The sequence below is a fragment of the Izhakiella capsodis genome (assembly GCF_900115045.1).
Classification (GTDB): domain Bacteria; phylum Pseudomonadota; class Gammaproteobacteria; order Enterobacterales; family Enterobacteriaceae; genus Izhakiella; species Izhakiella capsodis.
Map to the genome: position 1 here is coordinate 1 of NZ_FOVC01000003.1, position 22530 is coordinate 22530.

A 22530-nucleotide genomic window follows, 5' to 3' on the forward strand; every position below is an offset into this window, starting at 1 on the left:
CTCTTCAATTTAAAAGCGTCTGATGCTCAAAGAATTAAACTCTTCATCCGTTAAAACGGATGATTACGTAATGAATTTACGTGTTCACTCTTCAAGACTTGATACATCAAAGTTTTGCGATATCAATCCTGCGAGTGCCCACACAGATTGTCTGATAAATTGTTAAAGAGCAGTGCGACGCGGCGCTGAGCCTGCTGTCGCGAGGTGGCGTATATTACGCTTCACCGCTGAAGAGTCAAGGTTTTTTTCCTTCCCTCTCACAAGAAAATGAATCACTTCATTACCTTGCTGACCCGACCGCGTTACCGCTTTACCGTGTCAGTGGTGGCGCATTATAGGGAGGAATTTTTATAGCGCAAGTGTAAAATTAAACTTTATTGGCTGTCTGCTTAAAATTAGAACAAACTAGGCTGATTTAGCCTTTGCGTACATACACGGGTAAATCAGCCAGGCTTTCAATAACCCAGTCAGCCGTCGCCTGCGACTCCACCGTTACCGGTTTACCGGTACGTACCAACGCTTTTTTGCCCACCCCTGCGGCGGCAGCGGCTTGCATATCTTCCAGTTTATCGCCCACCATAATTGAACGCGCCATATCAATCTTGAGATATTTTTGCGCATCGAGCAGCATACCTGGCTGCGGCTTACGGCAGTTGCAGACCTGACGAAATTCTTCAACACTGGCTTGCGGATGATGGGGACAATAGTAGATGCCGTCGAGATCAACACCACGGTCAGCCAGTGACCAATCCATCCATTCAGTCAGTTGCGCAAAGTCCTCCTCACTGAACATGCCACGGGCAATACCCGACTGATTGGTCACCATCACAAGTAAATAGCCCATTTCTTTGAGTTCTCGCAACGCCTCTATTGCGCCATCAATGAACTCAAAGTTATCTATCTCATAGACATACCCGTGATCGACATTAATAGTGCCATCACGATCCAGAAATATTGCGGGGAAAAGATCGGCCACGTAGAAACTCCAGCTACTAAAGATGGCGCAAAGTATCGCATGTTTACATATAAAGAGAGAGTGTCAGTTTGATTAACTTCGATTGATTTAGACGTCTGGATACCTTACCATCCGAGCCATGATGTTATTATGCCACCACATATATCCGATTTAAGCGGATGCGTTTTTAGATTGCACATAAGCCAATGATTAAACTTTCTAATATTACCAAAGTATTCCAGCAAGGAGCCAGCCGTATTACGGCGCTCGATGATGTCACCCTGCACGTCCCCGCCGGACAAATTTACGGAGTCATCGGCGCGTCCGGTGCTGGAAAAAGCACGCTGATTCGCTGCGTGAATTTGCTGGAACGGCCGACGTCCGGCAGTATTACGGTTGATGGCATAGAACTCACCCACCTTTCAGAAAACCAGCTTATCCAGGCTCGTCGTCAGATTGGTATGATATTTCAACACTTCAATTTACTTAATTCCCGAACGGTGTTTGGTAACGTAGCCCTCCCGCTGGAGCTGAATAATACTTCACGTGCAGAGATCAAACGACGCGTCACTGAATTACTGGATCTGGTTGGGCTGGCAGATAAAAAAGACTTCTGGCCCGCAAATCTTTCCGGTGGACAAAAACAGCGCGTCGCTATCGCTCGCGCTCTGGCAAGTGACCCGAAAGTACTGCTGTGCGATGAAGCCACCAGCGCGCTTGATCCTGCAACTACCCACTCTATCCTAGAGTTGCTGAAAGATATTAATCGACGCCTCGGGCTGACTATTCTGCTGATTACTCATGAGATGGACGTCGTTAAGCGTATTTGCGACCGTGTCGCCGTCATCAGTAACGGACAACTTATTGAGCAAGACAAAGTCAGCGAAGTATTTTCTCATCCAAAAACACCGCTGGCGCAACAGTTTATTCGCTCAACGCTGCACCTTGATATTCCGGACGATTATATTCAGCGCATGGTCCCCCAGAAAGGCCCGGACCTGACGCCTTTATTGCAGCTGGAATTCACCGGCCAGTCCGTTGACGCACCGCTGCTCTCTCTGGCTGCGCGCCGTTTTAACGTTAACAATAACATTATCAGCGCGCAGATGGATTACGCCGGCGGCGTAAAATTCGGCATTATGCTGGTTGAGATCGATGGAAAAGAGGACGACGTGGTCGCCGCGCTCGCCTTCTTTCAGGAGCACCACGTAAAAGTAGAGGTTCTGGGCTATGTCTGAAGGAATGATTTGGATCCTGGTAGGAGGGCTGGGAGAAACTTTGACCATGACGTTTGTCTCGGGATTTATGGGTTTTGTGATTGGCCTGCCTTTCGGCGTCATGCTGTACGTCACTCGTCCCGGGCAGATATTGGAAAACGCTGGATTGAATCGCATTACATCAATCATCGTTAATATTTTTCGCTCTATTCCGTTCATTATCCTTCTGGTGTGGATGATCCCCTTTACCCGCCTGGTGGTTGGAACGTCGATTGGTCTTCAGGCCGTCATTGTTCCGCTTACCGTTGGGGCTGCCCCCTTTATCGCCCGGATGGTGGAAAACACCCTGTTGGAACTCCCTACCGGGCTAATTGAAGCCTCGCGGGCAATGGGCGCAACACCTCTACAAATCATCCGTAAGGTATTGCTGCCGGAGGCCCTACCTGGTCTGATCAATGCAGCCACTATTACGCTAATTACGCTGGTAGGTTACTCTGCAATGGGCGGCGCTGTAGGGGCAGGTGGACTTGGCCAGATTGGTATTCAGTACGGCTATAATACTTATGATCCTCCGGTGATGAACTCGGTTCTGGTACTGCTGATCATCCTGGTCTGGCTAATACAGTTCTGTGGTGATCGCATCGTTCGTGCGGTCACTCACAAGTAACGCAAAACACAACACAGAAGATCATTAAGGAATGGGATATGTCTAAATTAAAAAAAAGTGCCGCTCTGGGCGCATTAGCATTAATTGGTGCACTAACGATCGCTGGCTGCGGTCAAAAAGAGGAAGCGCCAAACCATATCAAAGTCGGCGTGATTGCCGGCGCAGAGCAGCAAGTCGCTGAAGTTGCGAAAAAAGTTGCTAAAGAAAAATATGGTCTCGACGTGGAACTGGTTAGCTTTAACGATTATGTTCTCCCCAACGAGGCGCTCAGTAAGGGCGATATCGATGTTAACGTCTTCCAGCATAAGCCTTACCTGGATCAGCAAATCAAAGATCGTGGTTACAAACTGGTTCCGGTCGGCAATACCTTCGTGTATCCCATGGCTGGCTATTCAAAGAAAATCAAATCCCTTGCTGAACTTCAGGATGGCGCTCAGGTTGCCATTCCTAATGATCCAACCAACCTCGGACGCGCATTGTTACTGCTGCAAAAAGTGGGGCTGATTAAATTGAAAGCGGGTGTTGGACTGCTGCCGACCACACTGGATATTGTCGAAAATCCTAAGCACATTAAGATAATTGAACTGGAGGCCCCGCAACTGCCGCGTTCACTGGATGATCCGAAGATTGCATTGGCAGTTATTAATACGACCTACGCCAGTCAAATTGGTCTGACTCCCGCCAAAAATGGCCTGTTCTCTGAAGGTAAAGACTCTCCATATGTAAACCTGATTGTCGCTCGTGAAGACAATAAAGATGCAGAGAACGTCAAAAATTTCGTTAAGGCTTATCAGTCTGAAGAAGTCTATGAAGCGGCCAACAAAATTTTTAACGGTGGTGCAGTTAAAGGCTGGTAATTCCTGTCACTCGATCACATTTAATGTGAGAGCTGATCCACTCATTAACAGAGCGGGCTTACCCCGCTCTGTTATTTTATGCTGTCTTCTTGTTATTTTTACGTTTGCTTGCTTCAATAACGCAACTTTTAAGGACATGAGGATCTTCCCATGCGCGCGTCGTCACTCTGTCTGTTAGCGCTGATGCTGACGGGGTGTTCACTGCACAATTTACCTGAACCAGTGAATAACAGACCATTGTTTTCACAGCCGGTAAACTCTGTGCGCAGTAAACCCGTCTCACGTCCGCCTCAGGTAACGATTTATACTGAAGCTACTGATTTAGTAAGCAAACCGTTTCGCGACCTTGGCGAAGTTTCCGGAGAGGATTGTCAAAGCTCCACCCAGGATTCACCGGCTAATATCAATACCGCACGTAAACGCATGCAAATTCGCGCCTCCAGGATGAAAGCTAACGCGGTGCTGCTGCATAAGTGCGAAATTATGACTACCACGTCCGGATGTTACCGCCAGGCAGTGTGCCAGGGGTCTGCACTTAAGACAACTCAATGAGGCAGATGAGATATTGTTTCAGCTTTAGCAACCCACCGCGTCAGGTAGTGGAATGACAGCATTCTCTTTCCAGCAAATTGGCATTATCCACTCTCCGTGGAAAGAAAAGTTCGCCGTTCCCCGTCAGCCGGGCTTGATCGCTGATGGCGGCGGCACGCTCGAGCTGTTGCCGCCCTATAATCAACCGGAAGCCGTGCGAGGGCTGACCTCTTTTAGCCATCTCTGGTTACTGTTTGTTTTTCATCAAACGCAGCTGGCGGGCTGGCGGCCAACGGTTCGCCCCCCTCGCCTCGGCGGTAATACGCGGATGGGCGTATTGGCCACACGTTCAACGTTCCGACCCAATCCTATCGGTCTGTCTCTGGTCGCGTTAAAAGGTGTTAAAATCGTTGGCGGGAGCGTCAAATTGGAGTTGGGTAGTCTGGACCTGGTCGACGGAACACCGGTGATAGATATAAAGCCCTATCTGCCGTTTGCCGAAGCGCTGCCGGATGCTCAGGCGGGCTTTGCGCAGCAGGCACCTGCGGCAATGATGCCGGTGTGCTTCTCTGACTGCGCTAAGGAGCAGATAGCAAACCAACGCCTGCGCTATCCGGATCTCATGCGATTCATTATACAGGTGCTGGAGCAGGACCCGCGCCCGGCCTACCGTAAAGGTGCCGAAGCCGGACGTGAATACGCGGCCTGGCTGCTCGACTTTAACGTCCGCTGGCGTATTACCGACTCAGGAACTGAAGTTATTGCTGTCGATCCGCGCTAATTTATGCTGAGCACTCTTTTGACATACCACTTACGCTGGTAAACTAGCCCACTCTTTTTTTCGATTATCTGACATCGATATCTCCGCATAAACTGGAACCGTGACGCATGCGCACTACACAATACCTGCTCTCCACTCTGAAGGAGACCCCTGCTGATGCCGAAGTTATCAGTCATCAGCTGATGCTACGCGCTGGCATGATCCGCAAACTAGCTTCTGGTCTGTACACCTGGTTGCCTACCGGTCTGCGCGTGCTTAAGAAAGTTGAGAATATCGTACGTGAAGAGATGAATAACGCCGGGGCGATCGAAATCTCAATGCCGGTGGTGCAGCCTGCCGATCTGTGGCAGGAAAGTGGACGCTGGGAGCAATACGGCCCCGAGCTGTTGCGTTTTGTTGACCGTGGCGAACGCCCATTTGTTCTGGGGCCAACCCATGAAGAGGTCATCACCGATCTGATCAGAAATGAGCTGAGCTCTTACAAGCAGCTGCCGATCAACTTATTCCAGATCCAGACGAAATTCCGTGACGAAGTACGCCCACGCTTTGGCGTTATGCGCTCACGCGAATTCATCATGAAAGACGCCTATTCATTTCATACGACTCAGGCATCACTTCAGCAAACCTATGACGTAATGTACCGCGCCTATAGCCAGAGTTTTAGTCGTATGGGCCTTGATTTTCGCGCTGTGCAGGCCGATACCGGTTCTATTGGCGGCAGCGCTTCCCATGAATTTCAGGTGCTGGCAAAAAGCGGTGAAGATGCCATCGTCTTTTCTACCGGTTCCGACTATGCGGCAAACATAGAGCTGGCAGAAGCCGTTGCTCCGCAAGGAGAACGCGCGTTGCCTTCAATGGCGCTAAGCCAAATCGACACGCCCGATACGAAAACTATCGCCGAGCTGGTCGCTCGCTTCAATTTGCCGATTGAAAAGACAATCAAAACGCTGATGGTGAAAGCAACAGCGGAAAGCGGCCATACGCTGATCGCGCTGCTGGTGCGCGGTGACCACGAGTTAAATGAAGTTAAAGCAGAGAAAATTGACATCGTTGCGACACCGCTAACCTTCGCCAGCGAAGCGGAAATTCGCGCCCTGGTTGGTGCCGGTCCCGGCTCGTTGGGTCCAGTGGGTTTAAGCCTGCCGATTATCGCCGACCGTTCCGTGGCTGTAATGAGCGACTTCAGTGCGGGTGCCAATATCGACGGTAAACATCATGTCGGAATCAACTGGGAGCGTGATTTACCGCTGCCACAGATAGCTGACATTCGTTGCGTGGTAGAAGGTGATAGCAGTCCTGATGGCCAGGGTACGCTGCAAATTAAACGCGGTATTGAGGTCGGGCATATCTTCCAGTTGGGCACTAAATACTCCGAGGCGCTGAAAGCATCAGTACAAGGTGAAGATGGTCGCAATCAGGTAATGACGATGGGCTGTTACGGCATTGGTATCACCCGTGTCGTTGCCGCTGCTATTGAGCAGAATCACGACGAGCGCGGCATTATCTGGACTGAAGCACTGGCACCGTTCAACGTCGCCATTCTGCCGATGAACATGCATAAATCTTTTCGGGTAAAAGAGGCTGCGGAAGACCTTTATGCTAAGCTTCGCGCCCAGGGTATTGACGTTATTCTCGACGATCGTAAAGAGCGTCCCGGGGTAATGTTCGCCGATATGGAGCTCATCGGCGTACCACATATGGTTGTCATCGGCGATCGTAATCTCGACAATGATGACGTTGAATATAAACATCGTCGTGAAGGTGAGAAAAAGATGATCAAAGTTGATGAAATCGTCAGCATCCTGGTGAAAGCCATTAAGGGCTGAGCGTGGGTTAATGCTGCCCGTTAAAATAATCCCGCCGGAGCGCTAAGGGATCCCCAGTAATTGGCGGGTTATTTTTTTGGATCTATCAACTTGCTAAGCCATTTTGGTCGCTATTCCGGAAATTTACGAACGCGACCACGCAGTAATTTTGTTTGCGATTTTTGTGACTTCCGTTCCAGGCGGTGTTGCTTGGATGCCAGTGTCGGACGGGTAGCTCGCCGGGTCTTTTTTACTTTGGTCGCATCACGGATCAGGCTTTCCAGCCGTTGCAGCGCATCCTTTCGGTTTAGGTCCTGGCTTCTGTGCTGTTGGGCTTTGATAACGATAATTCCCTCCTGAGTAATCAGGTGGTGGCCGGCAGCAAGCAGCCGCGACTTATAAAAGTCGGGTAGCGTAGAGGCACGGATATCAAAGCGCAAATGGATCGCCGTCGCATTTTTGTTGACGTGCTGCCCGCCCGCGCCCTGCGCACGGATCGACGTTATCTCGATCTCATCACTGTGAATGACGGCGCTGCGCGTTAGCACGATCATTTCACGTCACCCTTTATCAACCAGTCTGAAAGTTTTATTTCCGCGTGATGCTCCTCATCAGAAAGCCAGATTACCCCCTCCTGAATCGTTGCCTGCAGCGACATTGAGCGGGCAGCAAAGGTGGCCAGCGTAGCCAACTGTGGATCATCAATAAAGTGAACATTCAGGTTTTTCAGACGAGCCAGCTTATTACGATGCTGCGGCCACCAGACGGCGGCAGCCCGCGAGCTGTATACGTATAAGGAGACGCTATCAGCGCGTGCGCTGGCTCTTTTCATTCTTTTTTCGTCGGGCAATCCCAGATCTATCCACGCCTCGATCTGCTGACTGTCGCTGATCAACCACAGTTCTGGCTCATCGTCAGCGCAGAGGCCACGTGTGAACTGCAGGTGCGCATCAGCATGACAAATCCACGCAAGCAGGCGTAGCATCATCCTCTCTTCCGTTTCCGATGGATGCCTCGCAAGGGTTAACGAAGCGTCCAGGAAACGGTTACGATCCATATCAGCAATGTTTAGCTGGGCTTTATAGATTGTCGCTTTTAGCGCCATAAAAATCCTTAAGTTAAGTCAGCCAGCAAGACCCCGAATTTTATAGCAAATTCACCGCTGCCGTGCTGATTTCACGTTAGAGCCTGTGCTATAGTCGCCGAAGCACCATAGAAAACTCTGCAAGGGGGTGCAAATGCAGCAGAATTGTGAGTTAATTCGTCGCACTTACAGTGACATCACCAGCGGCGACTCGGGTCATGTCCCGGATGCTCTGGGATGTGCTCTCAGAACGCTTAATGAGGTAGCTGCTAATAATGAGCTACACTTTTCCATCAGGAAACAAGCAGCCTTTGCTGCCGCAAACTTATTGGTGAGCGATTATGTTGACGAAAGAATATAAACCCATCAATTGCGATGATTATGACCATCTCGAACTCGCTTGCCAGAAAAGCTGGACCCTGACTCTGGAGTTGAAAAGCGGGGAGCAGCTGAAAGCGAAGGCCCTTGATATGATATCCCGTAAAAAAGTGGAATATCTGGCTGTCGATCTCTGCGGTGAAATTCGTGAATTGCGTCTTGATCATATTGCCAGTTTTAACCATCCGGAGTTCGGTACCGTGCTGGTCAGCGTCGACGACTAATCCTTCAGGGCGGCAGCGAGGTCCCCCTCAACTTCAACATATTAGCTGGCCAGGCAGGCTGCCGACTTTTCCAGCGGGGCCTGTGGATTCAGATACACGCTAACATTATCACAATCACCCATCGTTTTGTTCATACCGGCTATCTCCTGGAGCATTACGCAACCAGAGCAAGCGCCAGTAATGTGGATTATCTGCATTGCTTTGCCCTTCCTGGGTAATGAAAACGCCCAACGCAGCAATTAGCGTCTCATTGTAAAAAATCATCGGCGTACGGGTTCGCTGCCAGGGAGGAATGCCATGCTCCTGCCAAAGCTTTTTCACCGCCCGCTTGCCGCTACGGCCAACAATATAAAATTCACCTTCAGCACGAAAACGCACCGAAACCTGCTCATCCGCGCGCGGTGGGCGAATTTGCCAGTGACCATAATCAGAGCGCGTCAGCGTACCCAGCCCCGCGGGTAACGTCAGTAGCGTATAGGGCGGCAGCCAGTCAATACTCTCTGGCTGCCTCGTTTCTTCGATAGAATGTAGCCACAAGCGTTGGCGATAACGCCGGATTACCTGAGCACCCCAGCGCAAACGGGGTGTCGCGTCTTCGCGGCTAAGCACTACCTCCTGCCAGAGACGCTGTAGCACATCTCTGGACGGCATAGGCATCTGCTGAGAGGCAATCCAGCGCCGAAGCAAAGCAAAACGCTGTAACGGACTCATCGCGTACAGTGAGCGTGTATCAAAGCTGCCATCCGGCTGAACACAGGCAGAAAGCTGTGGTGCCAGTAGTTCGTCAAGCAGTGCTTCCTGCTCCCCACACAATGCCGCCGAACGCGCCGTCATAACAGAAAAATGCGGCCACCGTTTTTCAAACCCGGGAATAATCTCCTGACGCAAAAAATTACGATCGTAGCGGCAATCTTGGTTACTTTCATCTTCAATCCAGCTGAGCTGATGCGTTTGCGCCCAATCTTCCAGCTCAGCGCGCGTTTCGTTTAATAATGGGCGTGCATGCGCTTTTCCCTGACGCCGCAAAAAAGCAGGCATGGCCGCCAATCCGGCAGGGCCACTGCCCCTTTTCAGCGCCAGTAAAAAAGTCTCGCATTGATCGTTAAGATGTTGCGCCGTCAGTAACAACTCATCGGGCCGCTGACTCAGGTTGAAGGCGTGATAACGAGCCTGCCGAGCAGCACCTTCAATGCCCAATTCACTGTCGGCATCGAGTTTCACACGCACCACCTCACAAGCTACCTGCCAGTGTTGACAGATGTTCAGGCAGTGCTCAGCCCAGTTATCGGCGTTAATGCTCAGACCGTGATGTATATGAATAGCACGTAGCTGCAATCCAGGTTGGTTTAAACGTAGCTGCACAAGACGATGCAATAACACAGTAGAGTCAAGGCCGCCGCTAAAGGCCACCAGTACGTGGCGGTATCCCTGAATCGAGATGGAGAGTGAGGAGAGTGGTGACATACCAAGTCCCTGTCTTAAACGGGGCAATATTACCCCATCAATATCACGGCTATTCTACGCCTGATACAGCTCCAGCGGCAAACCGTCCGGGTCGAAGAAGAAGGTATACTGTTTGCCGGTCAACGGATCTATCCGCACCGGCTCGCAGCGCACGCCACGAAATTCAAGCTGCGCTCGCGCGATTGCCACATCGTCTACGCTAAACGCCAGATGACGTAGTCCCTGAGCTTCCGGTTGCGTCGTGCGGGCTGGCGCAGACGGAAAAGAGAAAAGCTCAATCAGGTATTCTCCGTTCAGCGCCAGGTCGCCTTTCCAGGAGTGTCGCTCTTCACGATAAACTTCGCCAAGCAGCGTAAAGCCAAGAATATCGCAGTAGAAGATTTTACTACGCACATAGTCGCTGGCGATGATAGCAAGATGATGCACCTGATTTAATTTAAGCATGTGAGTTTCCTGATGTCAGACGACGCTTTTCACGCATCATGCTCTGTCGAGCAAAAAGCAGCAATGCTGTCATATTTACACCAGATAGCAACGATTCAAGTTAACGTTACACGGGATAGATTGCCGTGTCTGCCTACGCGCTGAATATGCATGAATTACCCCAGGTTGCGAACGATCGATGGAGCAGAATATGGCACGGCTCGGCCGGAGAAATCGTCGAAGACAACTGATGAGATACTGCAAAAATCGAGAGTTTTGCTCGCCCTCACCGTGGGTAATAAATAAAAAAAGAGCCGCAACGCCAAGCACTACGGCTACCATCACAGCTTAACTGACTGGCATTCAATTCTCAGTCATCGTCTCTTCATTATGAAGGCTGCTTTTAATGGCTATTTTACATTCAATCAATCAGGCGTAGCCATAATTCATCAAGCGCTGATAGCGACGATTAAGCAATTCTTCAGTATTCAGTACATCAAGATCGGCGAGATCGGCCAGCAATTGTTCCTTCAGCGATAAGGCAACTTTTACTGGATCACGATGGGCGCCGCCTAACGGCTCCGGCACGATAGCGTCAATCAGCTTCAGCTCTTTCAGACGGGGAGCGATGATACCCATTGCCTCCGCTGCCAGCGGCGCTTTGTCGGCACTTTTCCACAGAATAGAAGCACATCCTTCCGGGGAAATAACCGAGTAGGTGCTGTACTGCAGCATATTCACTTTATCGCCAACGCCGATAGCCAGTGCGCCGCCGGAGCCACCCTCACCAATGACGGTGCAAATGACCGGTACCTTAAGACCAGACATTTCACGCAGGTTACGGGCGATGGCCTCAGACTGGCCACGCTCTTCCGCACCAACGCCCGGATAGGCACCCGGTGTATCGATAAAAGTAATAATCGGCAGCTTAAAGCGCTCAGCCAATTCCATCAGGCGCAATGCCTTACGATAACCTTCCGGCGCCGGCATACCAAAGTTACGCCGGATCTTTTCTTTGGTTTCACGGCCTTTCTGATGACCGATAATCATCACCGGGCGATCATCAAGGCGAGCAATTCCACCAACAATGGCTTTGTCATCGGCAAAGGCGCGATCGCCAGCCAGCTCATCAAAATCGGTAAAAACGTTGCGAACATAGTCCAGCGTGTAGGGACGCAACGGATGGCGCGCCAGCTGAGCGATTTGCCATGCACCTAAGTCAGAGAATATTTTACGCGTCAGTTCAACGCTTTTCTCGCGCAGGCGTGTGACTTCTTCATCCAGATTGAAATCTAGTTTTTCATCCTGACGGCTAACCGCTTTGAGGGAATCAATCTTCGCCTCCAGTTCTGCGATAGGCTGCTCGAAATCCAGATAATTAAGACTCATAATGTTCCTGTTTTAATCAAACTCCAGTTCCACCTGCTCCGATCCTAACAGCGAGCGCAACTCGTTTAACAAGCGATCGCTGGGAGATACACGCCAGGTTGCGCCAAAACGCAACTTTGCGCGCGCATCCGTTCTCTGGTAATAAAGATGTACCGGGATCGTTCCCGAGCGGTAAGGCTCAAGAGACTGACGGAGACGGTTTAATAGCTGGTCATCAATTTGCCTGTCCGTCAGCGAGATAGCAAGTCCACGCGCATATTTTTCGCGAGCTTCGTCGATATTCATCACTTCACGGGCAGTCATTTTAAGGCCACCGTTGTAGTCATCAAAGCTGATCTGTCCACTGACGATCAGAATTTTGTCCTTTTCCAGCAGATGCTGGTATTTATCCAGGGCATCAGTAAACAGCATAATCTCCAGCCGACCAGAACGATCGTCAAGAGTGCAGATACCGATGCGATTGCCACGCTTAGTGACCATTACGCGCGCTGAAAGCACCAGTCCAGCTGCGACGATAATTTTGCCACGCTCTGTCGGGTGCATATCTTTCAAACGAACCCCTCCGACATAGCGTTCAATTTCTTTCAGGTACTGATTGATTGGATGTCCCGTTAAGTAAAGACCTAAAGTCTCGCGCTCGCCATCCAGTTGCACCTGCTCCGGCCAGCGCGTAACGCTGGCATAGGATTTTTCAACCTGTTCGGGTTCTTCCGCTAGCACACCGAACATATCCGTCTGGCCTGTCGCCTCAGCTTTTGCATGCTGATCTGCTGCCTTCAGCGCATCGCTCAGCGCGCTCATTAACGCAGCGCGATGGGGGCCAAGCCGGTCAAAAGCACCGGACATAATTAATTTTTCCAGTACCCGCCGGTTAAGTTTTTTGGTATCGGTACGGGCGCAAAGATCGAACAGCTCACGAAAATAGCCGCCCTGATTACGCGCCTCGATAATCGCTTCAATCGGACCTTCGCCAACGCCTTTGATCGCGCCAATACCGTAAACGATTTCACCTTCATCATTAACATGAAAATGATAAAGACCGGAGTTGATATCTGGCGGGAGGATCTTAAGCCCCATACGCCAGCATTCATCCACCAGTCCGACCACCTTTTCAGTGTTATCCATATCGGCAGTCATCACCGCCGCCATGAATTCAGCGGGATAATGTGCTTTCAGCCACAGCGTCTGATAAGAGACCAGCGCATAGGCAGCAGAGTGAGATTTGTTAAAGCCATAGCCCGCGAACTTTTCAACCAGGTCGAAAATTTTCATCGACAGTTCGCCATCAACACCCATCTTCTCTGCGCCGTCCCGGAATACAGAGCGTTGTTTAGCCATCTCTTCTGGTTTCTTTTTCCCCATCGCCCGGCGCAACATATCGGCGCCACCAAGCGTATAGCCGGAGAGAACCTGGGCTATCTGCATCACCTGTTCCTGATACAAGATGATGCCATAGGTTGGCTCAAGTACCGGCTTCAGCGTTTCGTGCTGCCACTGAATATCTGGGTAGGAGATCGCCTCGCGCCCATGCTTACGGTCAATAAAGTTATCGACCATGCCGGATTGCAGCGGCCCAGGACGAAAAAGGGCCACCAGGGCAATCATATCTTCAAAGCAGTCCGGCTTGAGCCGCTTGATTAGATCCTTCATGCCGCGCGATTCAAGCTGGAAAACTGCCGTTGTCTCCGCACGCTGCAGCATATCGAAACTCTTTTTGTCTTCGAGCGGAATGGCAGCGATATCAATTGGCGGCTCACCCTGCTTAGCCCGGCGCGCGTTTATCATCTTAAGCGCCCAATTGATAATCGTAAGCGTGCGCAGTCCGAGAAAGTCAAACTTAACCAGTCCAGCGTACTCAACGTCATTCTTATCGAATTGAGTCACTGGATGCTGTCCTTCTTCATCGCAATATAGCGGGGCAAAATCAGTAATTTTTGTTGGCGCGATAACCACGCCACCGGCATGCTTACCCGCGTTTCTCGTTACGCCTTCCAACTTGCGCGCCATATCAATCAGCGCTTTGACCTCCTCGTCTGCCTCGTAAATTTCCGGCAGCTGCGGTTCAACCTCAAAGGCTTTCGCCAGCGTCATGCCTGGATCGGGCGGCACCAGCTTAGCTATTCGGTCAACGAAACCGTAAGGATGGCCAAGTACGCGACCTACGTCGCGAATAACCGCTTTTGCCGCCATCGTACCGAAAGTAATAATCTGAGATACCGCATCACGACCGTACATATCTGCCACGTGCTCAATCACCTGGTCACGCTTCTCCATACAGAAGTCAACGTCAAAGTCAGGCATTGAAACGCGCTCCGGATTGAGGAAACGTTCAAACAGCAGGTCAAACTCCAGCGGATCGAGATCGGTAATTTTCAGTGCATATGCCACCAGTGAGCCTGCCCCAGATCCGCGTCCAGGACCAACAGGGATACCGTTGTCCTTTGACCACTGGATAAACTCCATTACGATCAAAAAGTAGCCCGGAAAACCCATCTGGTTAATCACGCCCAGCTCAACGTCAAGGCGCTCATCATAGGGCGGGCGCTTTTGCGCTCGCTCCGCTTCATCCGGATAAAGGAACGCCAGGCGCTCCTCCAGACCCTCTTGTGATTTTTTTACCAGAAAATCTTCGGTGGAGAGATCACCGGTCGGAAATTGTGGCAAGAAGTACTCGCCCAGCCGTACGGTAACGTTACATCGCTTAGCAATTTCTACACTATTAGTCAGCGCTTGTGGAATGTCTGAAAAAAGATCACACATCTCCTGTTCGCTGCGCAGATATTGCTGAGCGCTGTAATTTCGCGGACGTTTAGGATCGTCGAGAGTGAATCCGTCATGGATAGCGACACGAATTTCATGGGCATCGAAATCCGTCTCCTCCAGGAAGCAGACTTCATTGGTTGCGACAACCGGAATGCCCTGTTCAATCGCAAGATCCACCGCAGCATGCAGATAGGTTTCTTCATCAGCACGCCCGGTACGGGTCAGTTCAAGATAATAGCATTCATCAAAATAGTGTTGATAAAACGTCAGGCATTCGTGCATCAGGGTAGTGTTGCCACGTAGTATCATCTTGCCGACGTCGCCACCGCGTCCACCTGAGAGCAAAATAATGCCTTCGCGATGTTCTATCAGCCAGTCACGATCGATAATCGGCCCTTCAGCGCCATAACCGCGCTGATAAGCACGTGATATAAGCAGCGTAAGATTTTGGTAACCCGTATTGTTCGCCGCCAGCACCGTCAGTTGAGCAAGTTCATCGCCCAGCGCCTCGCTGCGAACCAGGAAATCAGCACCGATTATCGGCTTCATTCCAGCCCCGTGCGCACCACCGTAAAACCTCACCAGTCCGCACAGATTGGTGAAATCAGTCATCGCAATGGCCGGCATCCCCAACGAGGCCGCTTTTTTGATCAACGGCCCGACTTTCGCCAGGCCATCAATCATTGAGTAGTCGCTGTGTACACGCAGGTGAATAAAACGAGGTTCAGCCATGTTCTACCGTTACCGATTTTAAAGGGGATTACGAACCGGATGCCGCGGAGGCAACTCGCATTTGTGCATCCAGCAGCGCATTACGCACTGGGGCAAAGCTACGACGATGATGCGGCGTGGCCCCGTGCTGCGTCAACCGTTGCAGGTGAAGCGCGGTTGGATAGCCTTTGTGCTGAGCAAAACCATATTCCGGAAACAGCAAATCCAGCTCGCCCATTTCGCGATCGCGCGTCACTTTCGCCAGAATGGAAGCGGCGCTTATTTCGGCCACCAGGCTATCGCCTTTTACCACCGCCTGCGAAGGCATTGGCAGCGATGGGCAGCGGTTACCGTCAATCAACACCAGATCTGGCACCAGAGAAAGCCCGGCAACCGCCCGCTGCATCGCCAGCATGGTCGCATGCAGTATGTTAAGTTGGTCGATCTCTTCAGGTTCAGCCCGACCAAGGCTCCAGCTAAGCGCCTTAACCTTGATCTCATCATAAAGCGCCTGACGGCGCTTTTCTGAAAGTTTTTTTGAGTCGGCAAGGCCGACAATTGGTCGGGCGGGATCGAGGATCACCGCAGCAGTGACCACCGCGCCAACCAGAGGCCCGCGCCCGACTTCATCAACACCGGCTATGCGGGACGCCTGGGGATAAATAAAGGGATTCATTGGCACAGCTCCAGCACAGCCTCGGCCGCCTGCTCATCAGCATTACAGCGAATTTGTTGATGTAATTCCGTAAAGGTAGTAAGCAGATGTTGGCGCGCTTCGCCATCGTTTAGCAGCGACTTGAGGGCATTCGCCAGCATTTCAGGCTGACAATCATCCTGCAAAAGCTCTTTTACCAGTTCGCGGCCTGCCAATAAGTTGGGCAGAGAAACCCAGTCGGTCTTAACAATCCGCTTTGCCAGCCAGAAAGTGAACGGCTTCATTCGATATCCAACAACCATCGGGCATTTCGCCAGCATGCACTCAAGCGCCGCAGTGCCGGACGCCAGGATCGCGGCATCGCTGGCCACCAACGCCTCACGCCCCTTGCCATCGAGCAAATGCACGTGCAGATCCGGTGCGATATCTGATTTAATTTTTTCGAACTGTTCACGGCGGTGCGGGTTAACCAGAGGAACCAAAATTTCCAGCTCTCCCAGCTGCTTGCGTAATATCTCCGCTGCTTTAAGGAAATCAGCGCTAAGCATTTCCACTTCTGTACTACGACTTCCTGGCAACAGCGCCAGACAGCGCGCATCTTCAGCAATACCTAATTCACGACGAGCGAAAAGCTTATCGGGTTGCAGCGGCATCGCGTCTGCCATAGTGTGGCCGATAAAACGGCAGGGAACGTTATAACGATCATAAAAGGCTTTTTCAAACGGGAGAAAAGCCAGCACCAGGTTGGTAGAGCGGCCAATTTTGAACACGCGCTTTTGCCGCCAGGCCCACACTGACGGACTGACGTAATGTACGGTGCGAATACCGCGCTGTTTCAGACGTCCTTCCAGGGTGATGTTAAAATCCGGCGCATCAATTCCCACGAAAACGTCTGGTTGCAGTTCAATAAAGCGCCGTAGTAAGTCCCGTCGGATGTGGAGCAGACGTGGAAGCCGGCCAAGTACCTCGACGATACCCATTACCGCCAGTTCTTCCATTTCATACCAGGCTTCACAGCCTTCAGCCTGCATCAGTGGACCCGCAACGCCAACAAAACGCGCATCGGGATGGCGCGCTTTCAGCGCGCGGATAAGTCCCGCGCCAAGAATATCGCCGGAGGTTTCTCCGGCGACGAGAGCAAAGGTTAGTGGCTGCGATGGCATAGATTTAACGGATCAGGCCACGTGTTGAGCGGCTGAAAAAATCGTGAAAAGGCTGTACTTCGTGCTGCGCCTTAGCAATCTCCTCAATTTCCGCTTTGGCTTCGTCCAACGTTTTACCGCTGCGGTAAAGCACTTTATAAGCATTACGAATAGCGTGGAGCGCTTCTTTGCTGTAACCACGACGCTGCAAGCCAACCAGATTAACGCCAAAAGGCGTAGCGTGGTTACCCTGGGCAATGATGAAAGGTGGCACGTCCTGCGCAACACCTGAGCAGCCACCGACCATGACATGTGTACCGATAATGCAAAACTGATGCACTGCCGTCATACCGCCAATGATCGCGTAGTCATCGATTGTAACATGACCGCCTAACGTGGCATTATTTGCCAGGATGCAGCGGTTCCCGATAATACAGTCGTGAGCGACATGAGCATTAACCATCAGCAGGTTATCGCTACCCACTTTAGTCAGTCCATTATCCTGAACCGTACCACGATGAATAGTTACGCTTTCCCGAATACTATTACGATCGCCGATCTCAACCCGCGTAGGCTCGCCGGCATATTTTAGATCCTGATTCACTTCCCCAATGGTAGCAAATTGATAAATAGTATTATCTTTACCAATTTTGCTGTGACCGTTGACCACCACATGGGATTTCAGCACCGTACCTTCGCCGATTTCAACATTGGCACCGATAAAACAAAACGGACCAATATGCGTGCGAGCGCCGATAACAGCGCCTTCTTCGACGACAGAACTTGGATGGATGACGGCGGTTTTATCAATCACAGAATCAAGCCTCCCGACTGCGGGCGCACATCATAGTCGCTTCACAAACCACCTTACCGTCAACGGTGGCAACACCTTTAAAGCGCGTCAGGCCACGTCGGGTTTTTTCAAAAGTGACCTCCATGATCATCTGATCGCCAGGCACGACCGGGCGCTTAAAGCGCGCTTCATCAATCCCCGCAAAATAGTAAAGCTCGCCCGGCTCCAGCTTACCAACGCTTTTGAACGCCAGTATACCTGTTGCCTGAGCCATTGCTTCAAGAATCAACACACCGGGTAAAATGGGCTTGCCAGGAAAATGGCCCTGGAAAAACGGCTCGTTGACAGAAACATTTTTAACCGCACGCAGATACTTGTGCTCTTCGAACTCAAGAACGCGATCAACCAGCAGAAACGGGTAGCGATGCGGAAGTAGTTCAATAATCTCTTCAATTTTCAGAGTATGCGTTTCAGTAGTCAAAATACTCTTCCTGTCCTAAAAATCTGATTGCATCAATAACACGGCCTGCAACGGCTTCTCGCCCGCAGGCCGCAAATTAATTTCCGGATACCGGGTTCCCTTGCTTCTTTATAGAAGTTTTGAAGCCGGTCGGTCAGTGCGGGATCACTGAATGCTCAATCTTTGCTGATTTTACGCTCAACGGCCTTCAGCCTTTTACTCATATCATCGATATTCATTACCAGCGCTGCCGTTTTACGCCAAGTTTTATTAGGTTGTAATGGAATACCTGAGGAGTATACCCCAGGTTCAGTGATTGGTCTCATGACCATTCCCATCCCCGTTACTGTTACCTTATCGCAAATTTCCATGTGGCCATTTATCACGCTTGCCCCACCGATCATGCAATAACGGCCAATTTTCAGGCTACCCGCCATAATGACGCCGCCCGCAACCGCTGTGTTGTCGCCAATAACGACGTTGTGCGCAATCTGGCACTGGTTATCGATAATAACACCATTACCAATAAGGGTGTTATCCAGCGCACCACGATCGATGGTCGTGCAGGCGCCAATCTCAACGCGGTCGCCTATCACTACCGTGCCAAGCTGCGGTATTTTAATCCAATTACCGCGATCGTTTGCAAAGCCGAAACCGTCGGCACCAATGACTGCACCAGACTGCACCAGGCAATCACTACCCAGCTGTACTTCATGATAAATCGTGACGTTAGCCCAGAGTTTAGTCCCTGTGCCAATGCGCGCCTTTTTACCGATAAAGCAGCCGGGGCCAATTATCACGTTATCCCCTAGCTCAACGCCAGACTCAATAACCGCATTGGCGCCTACGGCAACGTTTTTACCCAGCTTCGCGCTGGCGTCAATAACCGCGCTGGGTGCAATACTGTCAGCAGGCTTCGGTGTGGTGTCGAGAATCTGCGCCATACGGGCAAATGTCAGATAGGGATTTTTTACCACCAGAGCAGCACTGTTGCACCACGGCAGATCCGCTTCTGTCAACACGACAGCCGAAGCCTGACAGCTAACCAGCTGTTCACGATTACGACTGTTAGAAAGAAAAGTTATCTGGCCGAATTGGGCGGATTGCATAGAAGCAATGCCGGAGATAGCAAGGTTGCCATCTCCGTACAAGTGTGCATCCAACTGCTGGGCTAAATCAGCCAGTCGAATTAAAGACATGTATTATTTAACCTGTTTCAGAACATCAGCAGTAATATCTTTAGATTTAGCTGCGTAAGCTACCGCATTGGAATCAATAACCAGATCATAGCCTTCGCTATTAGCAACTTTCTTGACGGCATCCTGGATACGACTCAACAGCTTGTTACGCTCTTCCATCTGGCGGCGGCGATTGTCCTGTTCAAAGGCCTGAGCTTTAGAGGAGAAGGTTGCGCGCTCGGCCATAATCTGTTTTTCCATACGGCTACGTTCGGAAGCCTTCATGGTTGAAGCATCACGCTGCAGCTTTTGCATTTTAGTTTGCAGGTCGTTCTCCATACTTTGTAGCTCGGTAGCCCGGCCTTTAAATTCACTTTCAAGCTGCTTTGCAATCGTGGCACGTTGCGGTAACTGTTGGAAAATGCTGGAAACGTTTACCACTGCGATTTTATCAGCAGCCTGCGCACCAGCGGAAGCCGCCAGTGCAATACCCAGACCTGCAGCACACAAAAACTTTTTCACTATAAACTCCTCACCTCAACGTTTGTGTCAATGACACAGTTTTGCCTGAAAGCGTCGGCCAGTCTGTGCTATCCGTCGTTTTTTCAGGCGATACCGGCAAATAATGCGTCAATGCTAAGATGCATTACCAAGTTTTACCAATGTTAAACTGGAATTGTTCTGACTGATCCCCTTCGTATTTCTTAAATGGCTGTGCGTATGAGAACACCAGCGGTCCAAGAGGAGACATCCACTGCAAAGAAACGCCCGCAGACATGCGAATATTACCAGGATCGCTATAATCAGGAATACCTGCGCTGCGCGTTGCGGCTGTATTTTGCCATTCGGTATCCCAAACAGTTCCCGCATCAACGAAGAGTGAAGTACGCACTGAGTTAGCATATTTTTCACTCAGGAAAGGCGTAGGGGTAATCAGCTCAAGGCTTGCTACAGCCATTGCATTGCCACCGACAGCATCGTCAGATCGACATACCGTGTTACTGCCTGAGCAATTATCAGAGTTAACGTTGTAATAAGCCGCTTTCGGTCCAATAGTATTGGAGCGGAAGCCACGAACGGTACTCGAACCTCCTGCATAAAAGTTTTCATAGAACGGCAGCTCTTTACTGCCAATCCCAGCGCCATAACCGAGACGACCACGACCCAGCAGTACCCAAGTATGATCCTGATTAAGCGGCATGTACTGTTGAGAATCCAGCGTTAACTTATAAAAACTGTTATCCGAACCGGGAATAGTCACTTTACCGTTCAGATTGGTGCGATTACCCGCTGTCGGAAAGAAGCCGCGATCAAGATTGTTATAGGTCCAGCCGTAGTTGAACGTGAAGTCGTTGGCTGAATAGGAGCCATCGTCATTCAACGGTTGGTGATCACCGACGGAATCCAGATAACGCCACATTGCTATTTGCGGCTGCATTTTGGACAAGTCGTTGTGTACGTAACCCAGGCCGACGTGTAGCGAGTTATTCTCGTCAATTGGGAAACCAAGCGTTCCGTCTAAACCATAACTTTTATTAGTGTAATCGGAGAGGTCCGCGTCGTATGCTTGAAAATCGTTATAGAATAAACGACCGCCCAGGCTGACGCCATCAACCGTAAAGTAGGGGTCGGTCATTGCGAACTCAGCATAGGTCTGGTAGTCGTTTTTAGTACCACTCAGGCTGACGAGGTTACCGGTTCCCAACCAGTTGTCCTGAGAGACGCCGACCTGGAAGCTCACCCCGCTTTCTGTACCGTAACCAACGCCGAAGTTGAACGTTCCGGTGTTGCGTTCTTTCACTTGATAAATGACGTCAACTTCATCGGTGGTTCCTGGCACTCGTTGGGTTTCCACGTTGACCGAATCAAAATAGCCTAGACGGTTAAGACGTTCTTTACCCTGTTCTACCAAATTACTGCCCAACCAGGCACCTTCCATCTGACGCATTTCTCGGCGCAACACCTGGTCTTCGGAAGAGTTATTTCCTTCAAAACGAACTTTGCGTACGTAGAAGCGATTGCCAGCATCGACACTGACGAGCAGTTTAACCGTATTGTTAGCGTCATCGATTTCTGGCTGAGTAACAACGCGTGGATAGGCATACCCATAGCTACCCAGCAATTTTTTTATATTGTCTTCCATTTTTGTGACTTTAGCACCGTTATAAAGCTCGCCGGGCTTAATGCGTGCCAGTGCTTCAATCTCCGCGGAGTGGCCGGCCATGTTGCCGTTAACTACCGTGCCAGAAATTTTATATTGATGACCTTCCGTCACATTAATTGTGATGTAGATACCTTTTTTATCCGGCGACAGGCTGACCTGCGTCGAATCGATGTTGAAGCGAGCATAGCCACGGTCAAGATAAAAGCTTCTCAGCGTTTCAAGGTCACCTGCCAGCTTCTGCTTTTCATATTTACGAGAGCCGACAAGATTCCACCATGGCACCTCATCACGCAGCTGGAAACGTGAAATTAAATCATCTGAGCTGAATGCCTTGTTACCGACAATGTTGATCTGCTGAATTCTGGCCGAAACACCTTCGGTGAATACCAGTTTAAGATCGACGCGATTACGTGGCAGTGGAGTGACAACGGCTTTCACGTTGGCGCTATATTTACCCACACTGTAATAGAAATCTTCCAGCCCTTTTTCAATAGCTGAAAGCTTAGTGCGGTCCAGTGCGTCACCAACGCGAACACCCGAAGCTTCCAGATTTTGCTTCAGCTGTTCGTCTTTTACCGCTTTGTTGCCGGTAAATGTAATGCTGGCAATCGTGGGGCGTTCTTTTACCTGAACAATCAGCGTATTACCGTCACGCATTACCTGGACATCTTCAAAGTTCCCGGTTGCGAATAAGGATCGGATAATATTACTGATATCCTCGTCAGTGACCGTATCGCCGACTCTCACGGGCATACTGAGTAATGCCGCACCAACGGCGACTCGCTGTAAGCCTTCGAAATGAATGTCTTTCACTACGAAGTTATCAGCACCGTATACGGTAGCGCTGCTAAACAGCAGCGACGCTATGAGCAACTTTTTCATCGCCATC

The 22530-nt window shown here is 50.6% G+C and carries 22 protein-coding genes; 8 read left to right on the forward strand and 14 right to left on the reverse strand.

The window, feature by feature from the left end; translation table 11 throughout:
* Window positions 1–415: 415 nt before the first annotated feature.
* Entirely contained in the window at window positions 416–976 is a 561-nt protein-coding gene (gmhB, locus tag BM191_RS06075; RefSeq protein ID WP_092876195.1) for a D-glycero-beta-D-manno-heptose 1,7-bisphosphate 7-phosphatase, read from the reverse strand.
* Window positions 977–1161: 185 nt separating this feature from the next.
* Here gmhB and metN point away from each other — a divergent pair, with 185 nt between their 5' ends.
* From metN to proS, 6 genes are all read left to right on the forward strand, one after another.
* Window positions 1162–2193, forward strand: coding sequence for a methionine ABC transporter ATP-binding protein MetN (gene metN, locus BM191_RS06080; RefSeq protein ID WP_092876198.1), 1032 nt, complete (start codon window positions 1162–1164; stop codon window positions 2191–2193).
* Window positions 2186–2839 carry a methionine ABC transporter permease MetI gene (locus tag BM191_RS06085; RefSeq protein ID WP_092876200.1) on the forward strand — a complete coding sequence of 218 codons (654 nt, stop codon included), beginning with the start codon at window positions 2186–2188 and terminating at the stop codon, window positions 2837–2839. The genes metN and BM191_RS06085 overlap by 8 nt, the downstream gene beginning before the upstream one ends.
* Window positions 2840–2877: 38 nt before the next feature.
* Window positions 2878–3696, forward strand: a complete 819-nt coding sequence (locus BM191_RS06090) for a MetQ/NlpA family lipoprotein (protein WP_092876202.1) — start codon at window positions 2878–2880, stop codon at window positions 3694–3696.
* 150 nt (window positions 3697–3846) lie between these two features.
* Window positions 3847–4248, forward strand: coding sequence for an Rcs stress response system protein RcsF (rcsF, locus tag BM191_RS06095; protein ID WP_092876204.1), 402 nt, complete (start codon window positions 3847–3849; stop codon window positions 4246–4248).
* A gap of 52 nt (window positions 4249–4300) precedes the next feature.
* Window positions 4301–5008, forward strand: coding sequence for a tRNA (N6-threonylcarbamoyladenosine(37)-N6)-methyltransferase TrmO (tsaA, locus tag BM191_RS06100; RefSeq protein ID WP_092876206.1), 708 nt, complete (start codon window positions 4301–4303; stop codon window positions 5006–5008).
* A 107-nt stretch (window positions 5009–5115) separates the two neighbouring features.
* Window positions 5116–6834, forward strand: coding sequence for a proline--tRNA ligase (proS, locus tag BM191_RS06105; protein ID WP_092876208.1), 1719 nt, complete (start codon window positions 5116–5118; stop codon window positions 6832–6834).
* A gap of 110 nt (window positions 6835–6944) precedes the next feature.
* Here the strand turns inward: proS and arfB are convergent, their stop codons facing one another.
* Window positions 6945–7367, reverse strand: a complete 423-nt coding sequence (arfB, locus tag BM191_RS06110) for an alternative ribosome rescue aminoacyl-tRNA hydrolase ArfB (protein ID WP_092876210.1) — start codon at window positions 7365–7367, stop codon at window positions 6945–6947.
* Entirely contained in the window at window positions 7364–7918 is a 555-nt protein-coding gene (locus BM191_RS06115; protein ID WP_092876212.1) for a YaeQ family protein, read from the reverse strand. The genes arfB and BM191_RS06115 overlap by 4 nt, the downstream gene beginning before the upstream one ends.
* A 133-nt stretch (window positions 7919–8051) precedes the next feature.
* On the opposite strand from BM191_RS06115, the gene BM191_RS06120 reads away from it, so the two are divergent.
* Together BM191_RS06120 and rof are read left to right on the forward strand one after the other, a co-directional pair.
* Window positions 8052–8258, forward strand: a complete 207-nt coding sequence (locus tag BM191_RS06120; protein WP_092876214.1) for a YaeP family protein — start codon at window positions 8052–8054, stop codon at window positions 8256–8258.
* A complete protein-coding gene (gene rof, locus BM191_RS06125; protein WP_092876217.1) occupies window positions 8239–8499 on the forward strand; it encodes a Rho-binding antiterminator in 261 nt (86 codons plus the stop codon). Before BM191_RS06120 ends, rof begins: the two co-directional genes overlap by 20 nt.
* 114 nt (window positions 8500–8613) lie before the next feature.
* Here rof and tilS read toward each other — a convergent pair whose 3' ends face one another.
* From tilS to bamA, 11 genes are all read right to left on the reverse strand, one after another.
* Window positions 8614–9963 carry a tRNA lysidine(34) synthetase TilS gene (tilS, locus tag BM191_RS06130; protein WP_092876219.1) on the reverse strand — a complete coding sequence of 450 codons (1350 nt, stop codon included), beginning with the start codon at window positions 9961–9963 and terminating at the stop codon, window positions 8614–8616.
* A gap of 54 nt (window positions 9964–10017) precedes the next feature.
* Window positions 10018–10407: a VOC family protein gene (locus BM191_RS06135; RefSeq protein ID WP_092876221.1), complete on the reverse strand. Its 390-nt coding sequence runs from the start codon at window positions 10405–10407 to the stop codon at window positions 10018–10020.
* A 408-nt stretch (window positions 10408–10815) separates the two neighbouring features.
* Entirely contained in the window at window positions 10816–11775 is a 960-nt protein-coding gene (accA, locus tag BM191_RS06140; RefSeq protein WP_092876223.1) for an acetyl-CoA carboxylase carboxyl transferase subunit alpha, read from the reverse strand.
* A gap of 12 nt (window positions 11776–11787) precedes the next feature.
* Complete coding sequence (dnaE, locus tag BM191_RS06145) at window positions 11788–15270, reverse strand: DNA polymerase III subunit alpha (RefSeq protein ID WP_092876226.1); 3483 nt, start codon at window positions 15268–15270, stop codon at window positions 11788–11790.
* 28 nt (window positions 15271–15298) lie between these two features.
* Entirely contained in the window at window positions 15299–15925 is a 627-nt protein-coding gene (gene rnhB, locus BM191_RS06150) for a ribonuclease HII (RefSeq protein ID WP_092876228.1), read from the reverse strand.
* The gene (gene lpxB, locus BM191_RS06155; RefSeq protein WP_092876230.1) at window positions 15922–17067 is read right to left on the reverse strand and encodes a lipid-A-disaccharide synthase; all 1146 of its coding nucleotides are present in this window, start codon (window positions 17065–17067) and stop codon (window positions 15922–15924) included. The genes rnhB and lpxB overlap by 4 nt, the downstream gene beginning before the upstream one ends.
* A 4-nt stretch (window positions 17068–17071) precedes the next feature.
* Window positions 17072–17860, reverse strand: a complete 789-nt coding sequence (gene lpxA / locus BM191_RS06160) for an acyl-ACP--UDP-N-acetylglucosamine O-acyltransferase (protein WP_092876232.1) — start codon at window positions 17858–17860, stop codon at window positions 17072–17074.
* Between the two features lie 4 nt (window positions 17861–17864).
* On the reverse strand, window positions 17865–18320 hold the full coding sequence (fabZ, locus tag BM191_RS06165; protein WP_092876234.1) for a 3-hydroxyacyl-ACP dehydratase FabZ: 456 nt from the start codon (window positions 18318–18320) through the stop codon (window positions 17865–17867).
* Between the two features lie 155 nt (window positions 18321–18475).
* Entirely contained in the window at window positions 18476–19498 is a 1023-nt protein-coding gene (lpxD, locus tag BM191_RS06170; RefSeq protein WP_092876236.1) for a UDP-3-O-(3-hydroxymyristoyl)glucosamine N-acyltransferase, read from the reverse strand.
* Window positions 19499–19501: 3 nt separating this feature from the next.
* The gene (gene skp / locus BM191_RS06175; protein ID WP_092876237.1) at window positions 19502–19999 is read right to left on the reverse strand and encodes a molecular chaperone Skp; all 498 of its coding nucleotides are present in this window, start codon (window positions 19997–19999) and stop codon (window positions 19502–19504) included.
* 124 nt (window positions 20000–20123) lie between these two features.
* On the reverse strand, window positions 20124–22529 hold the full coding sequence (gene bamA, locus BM191_RS06180; RefSeq protein ID WP_092876239.1) for an outer membrane protein assembly factor BamA: 2406 nt from the start codon (window positions 22527–22529) through the stop codon (window positions 20124–20126).
* Window position 22530 lies beyond the last annotated feature (1 nt).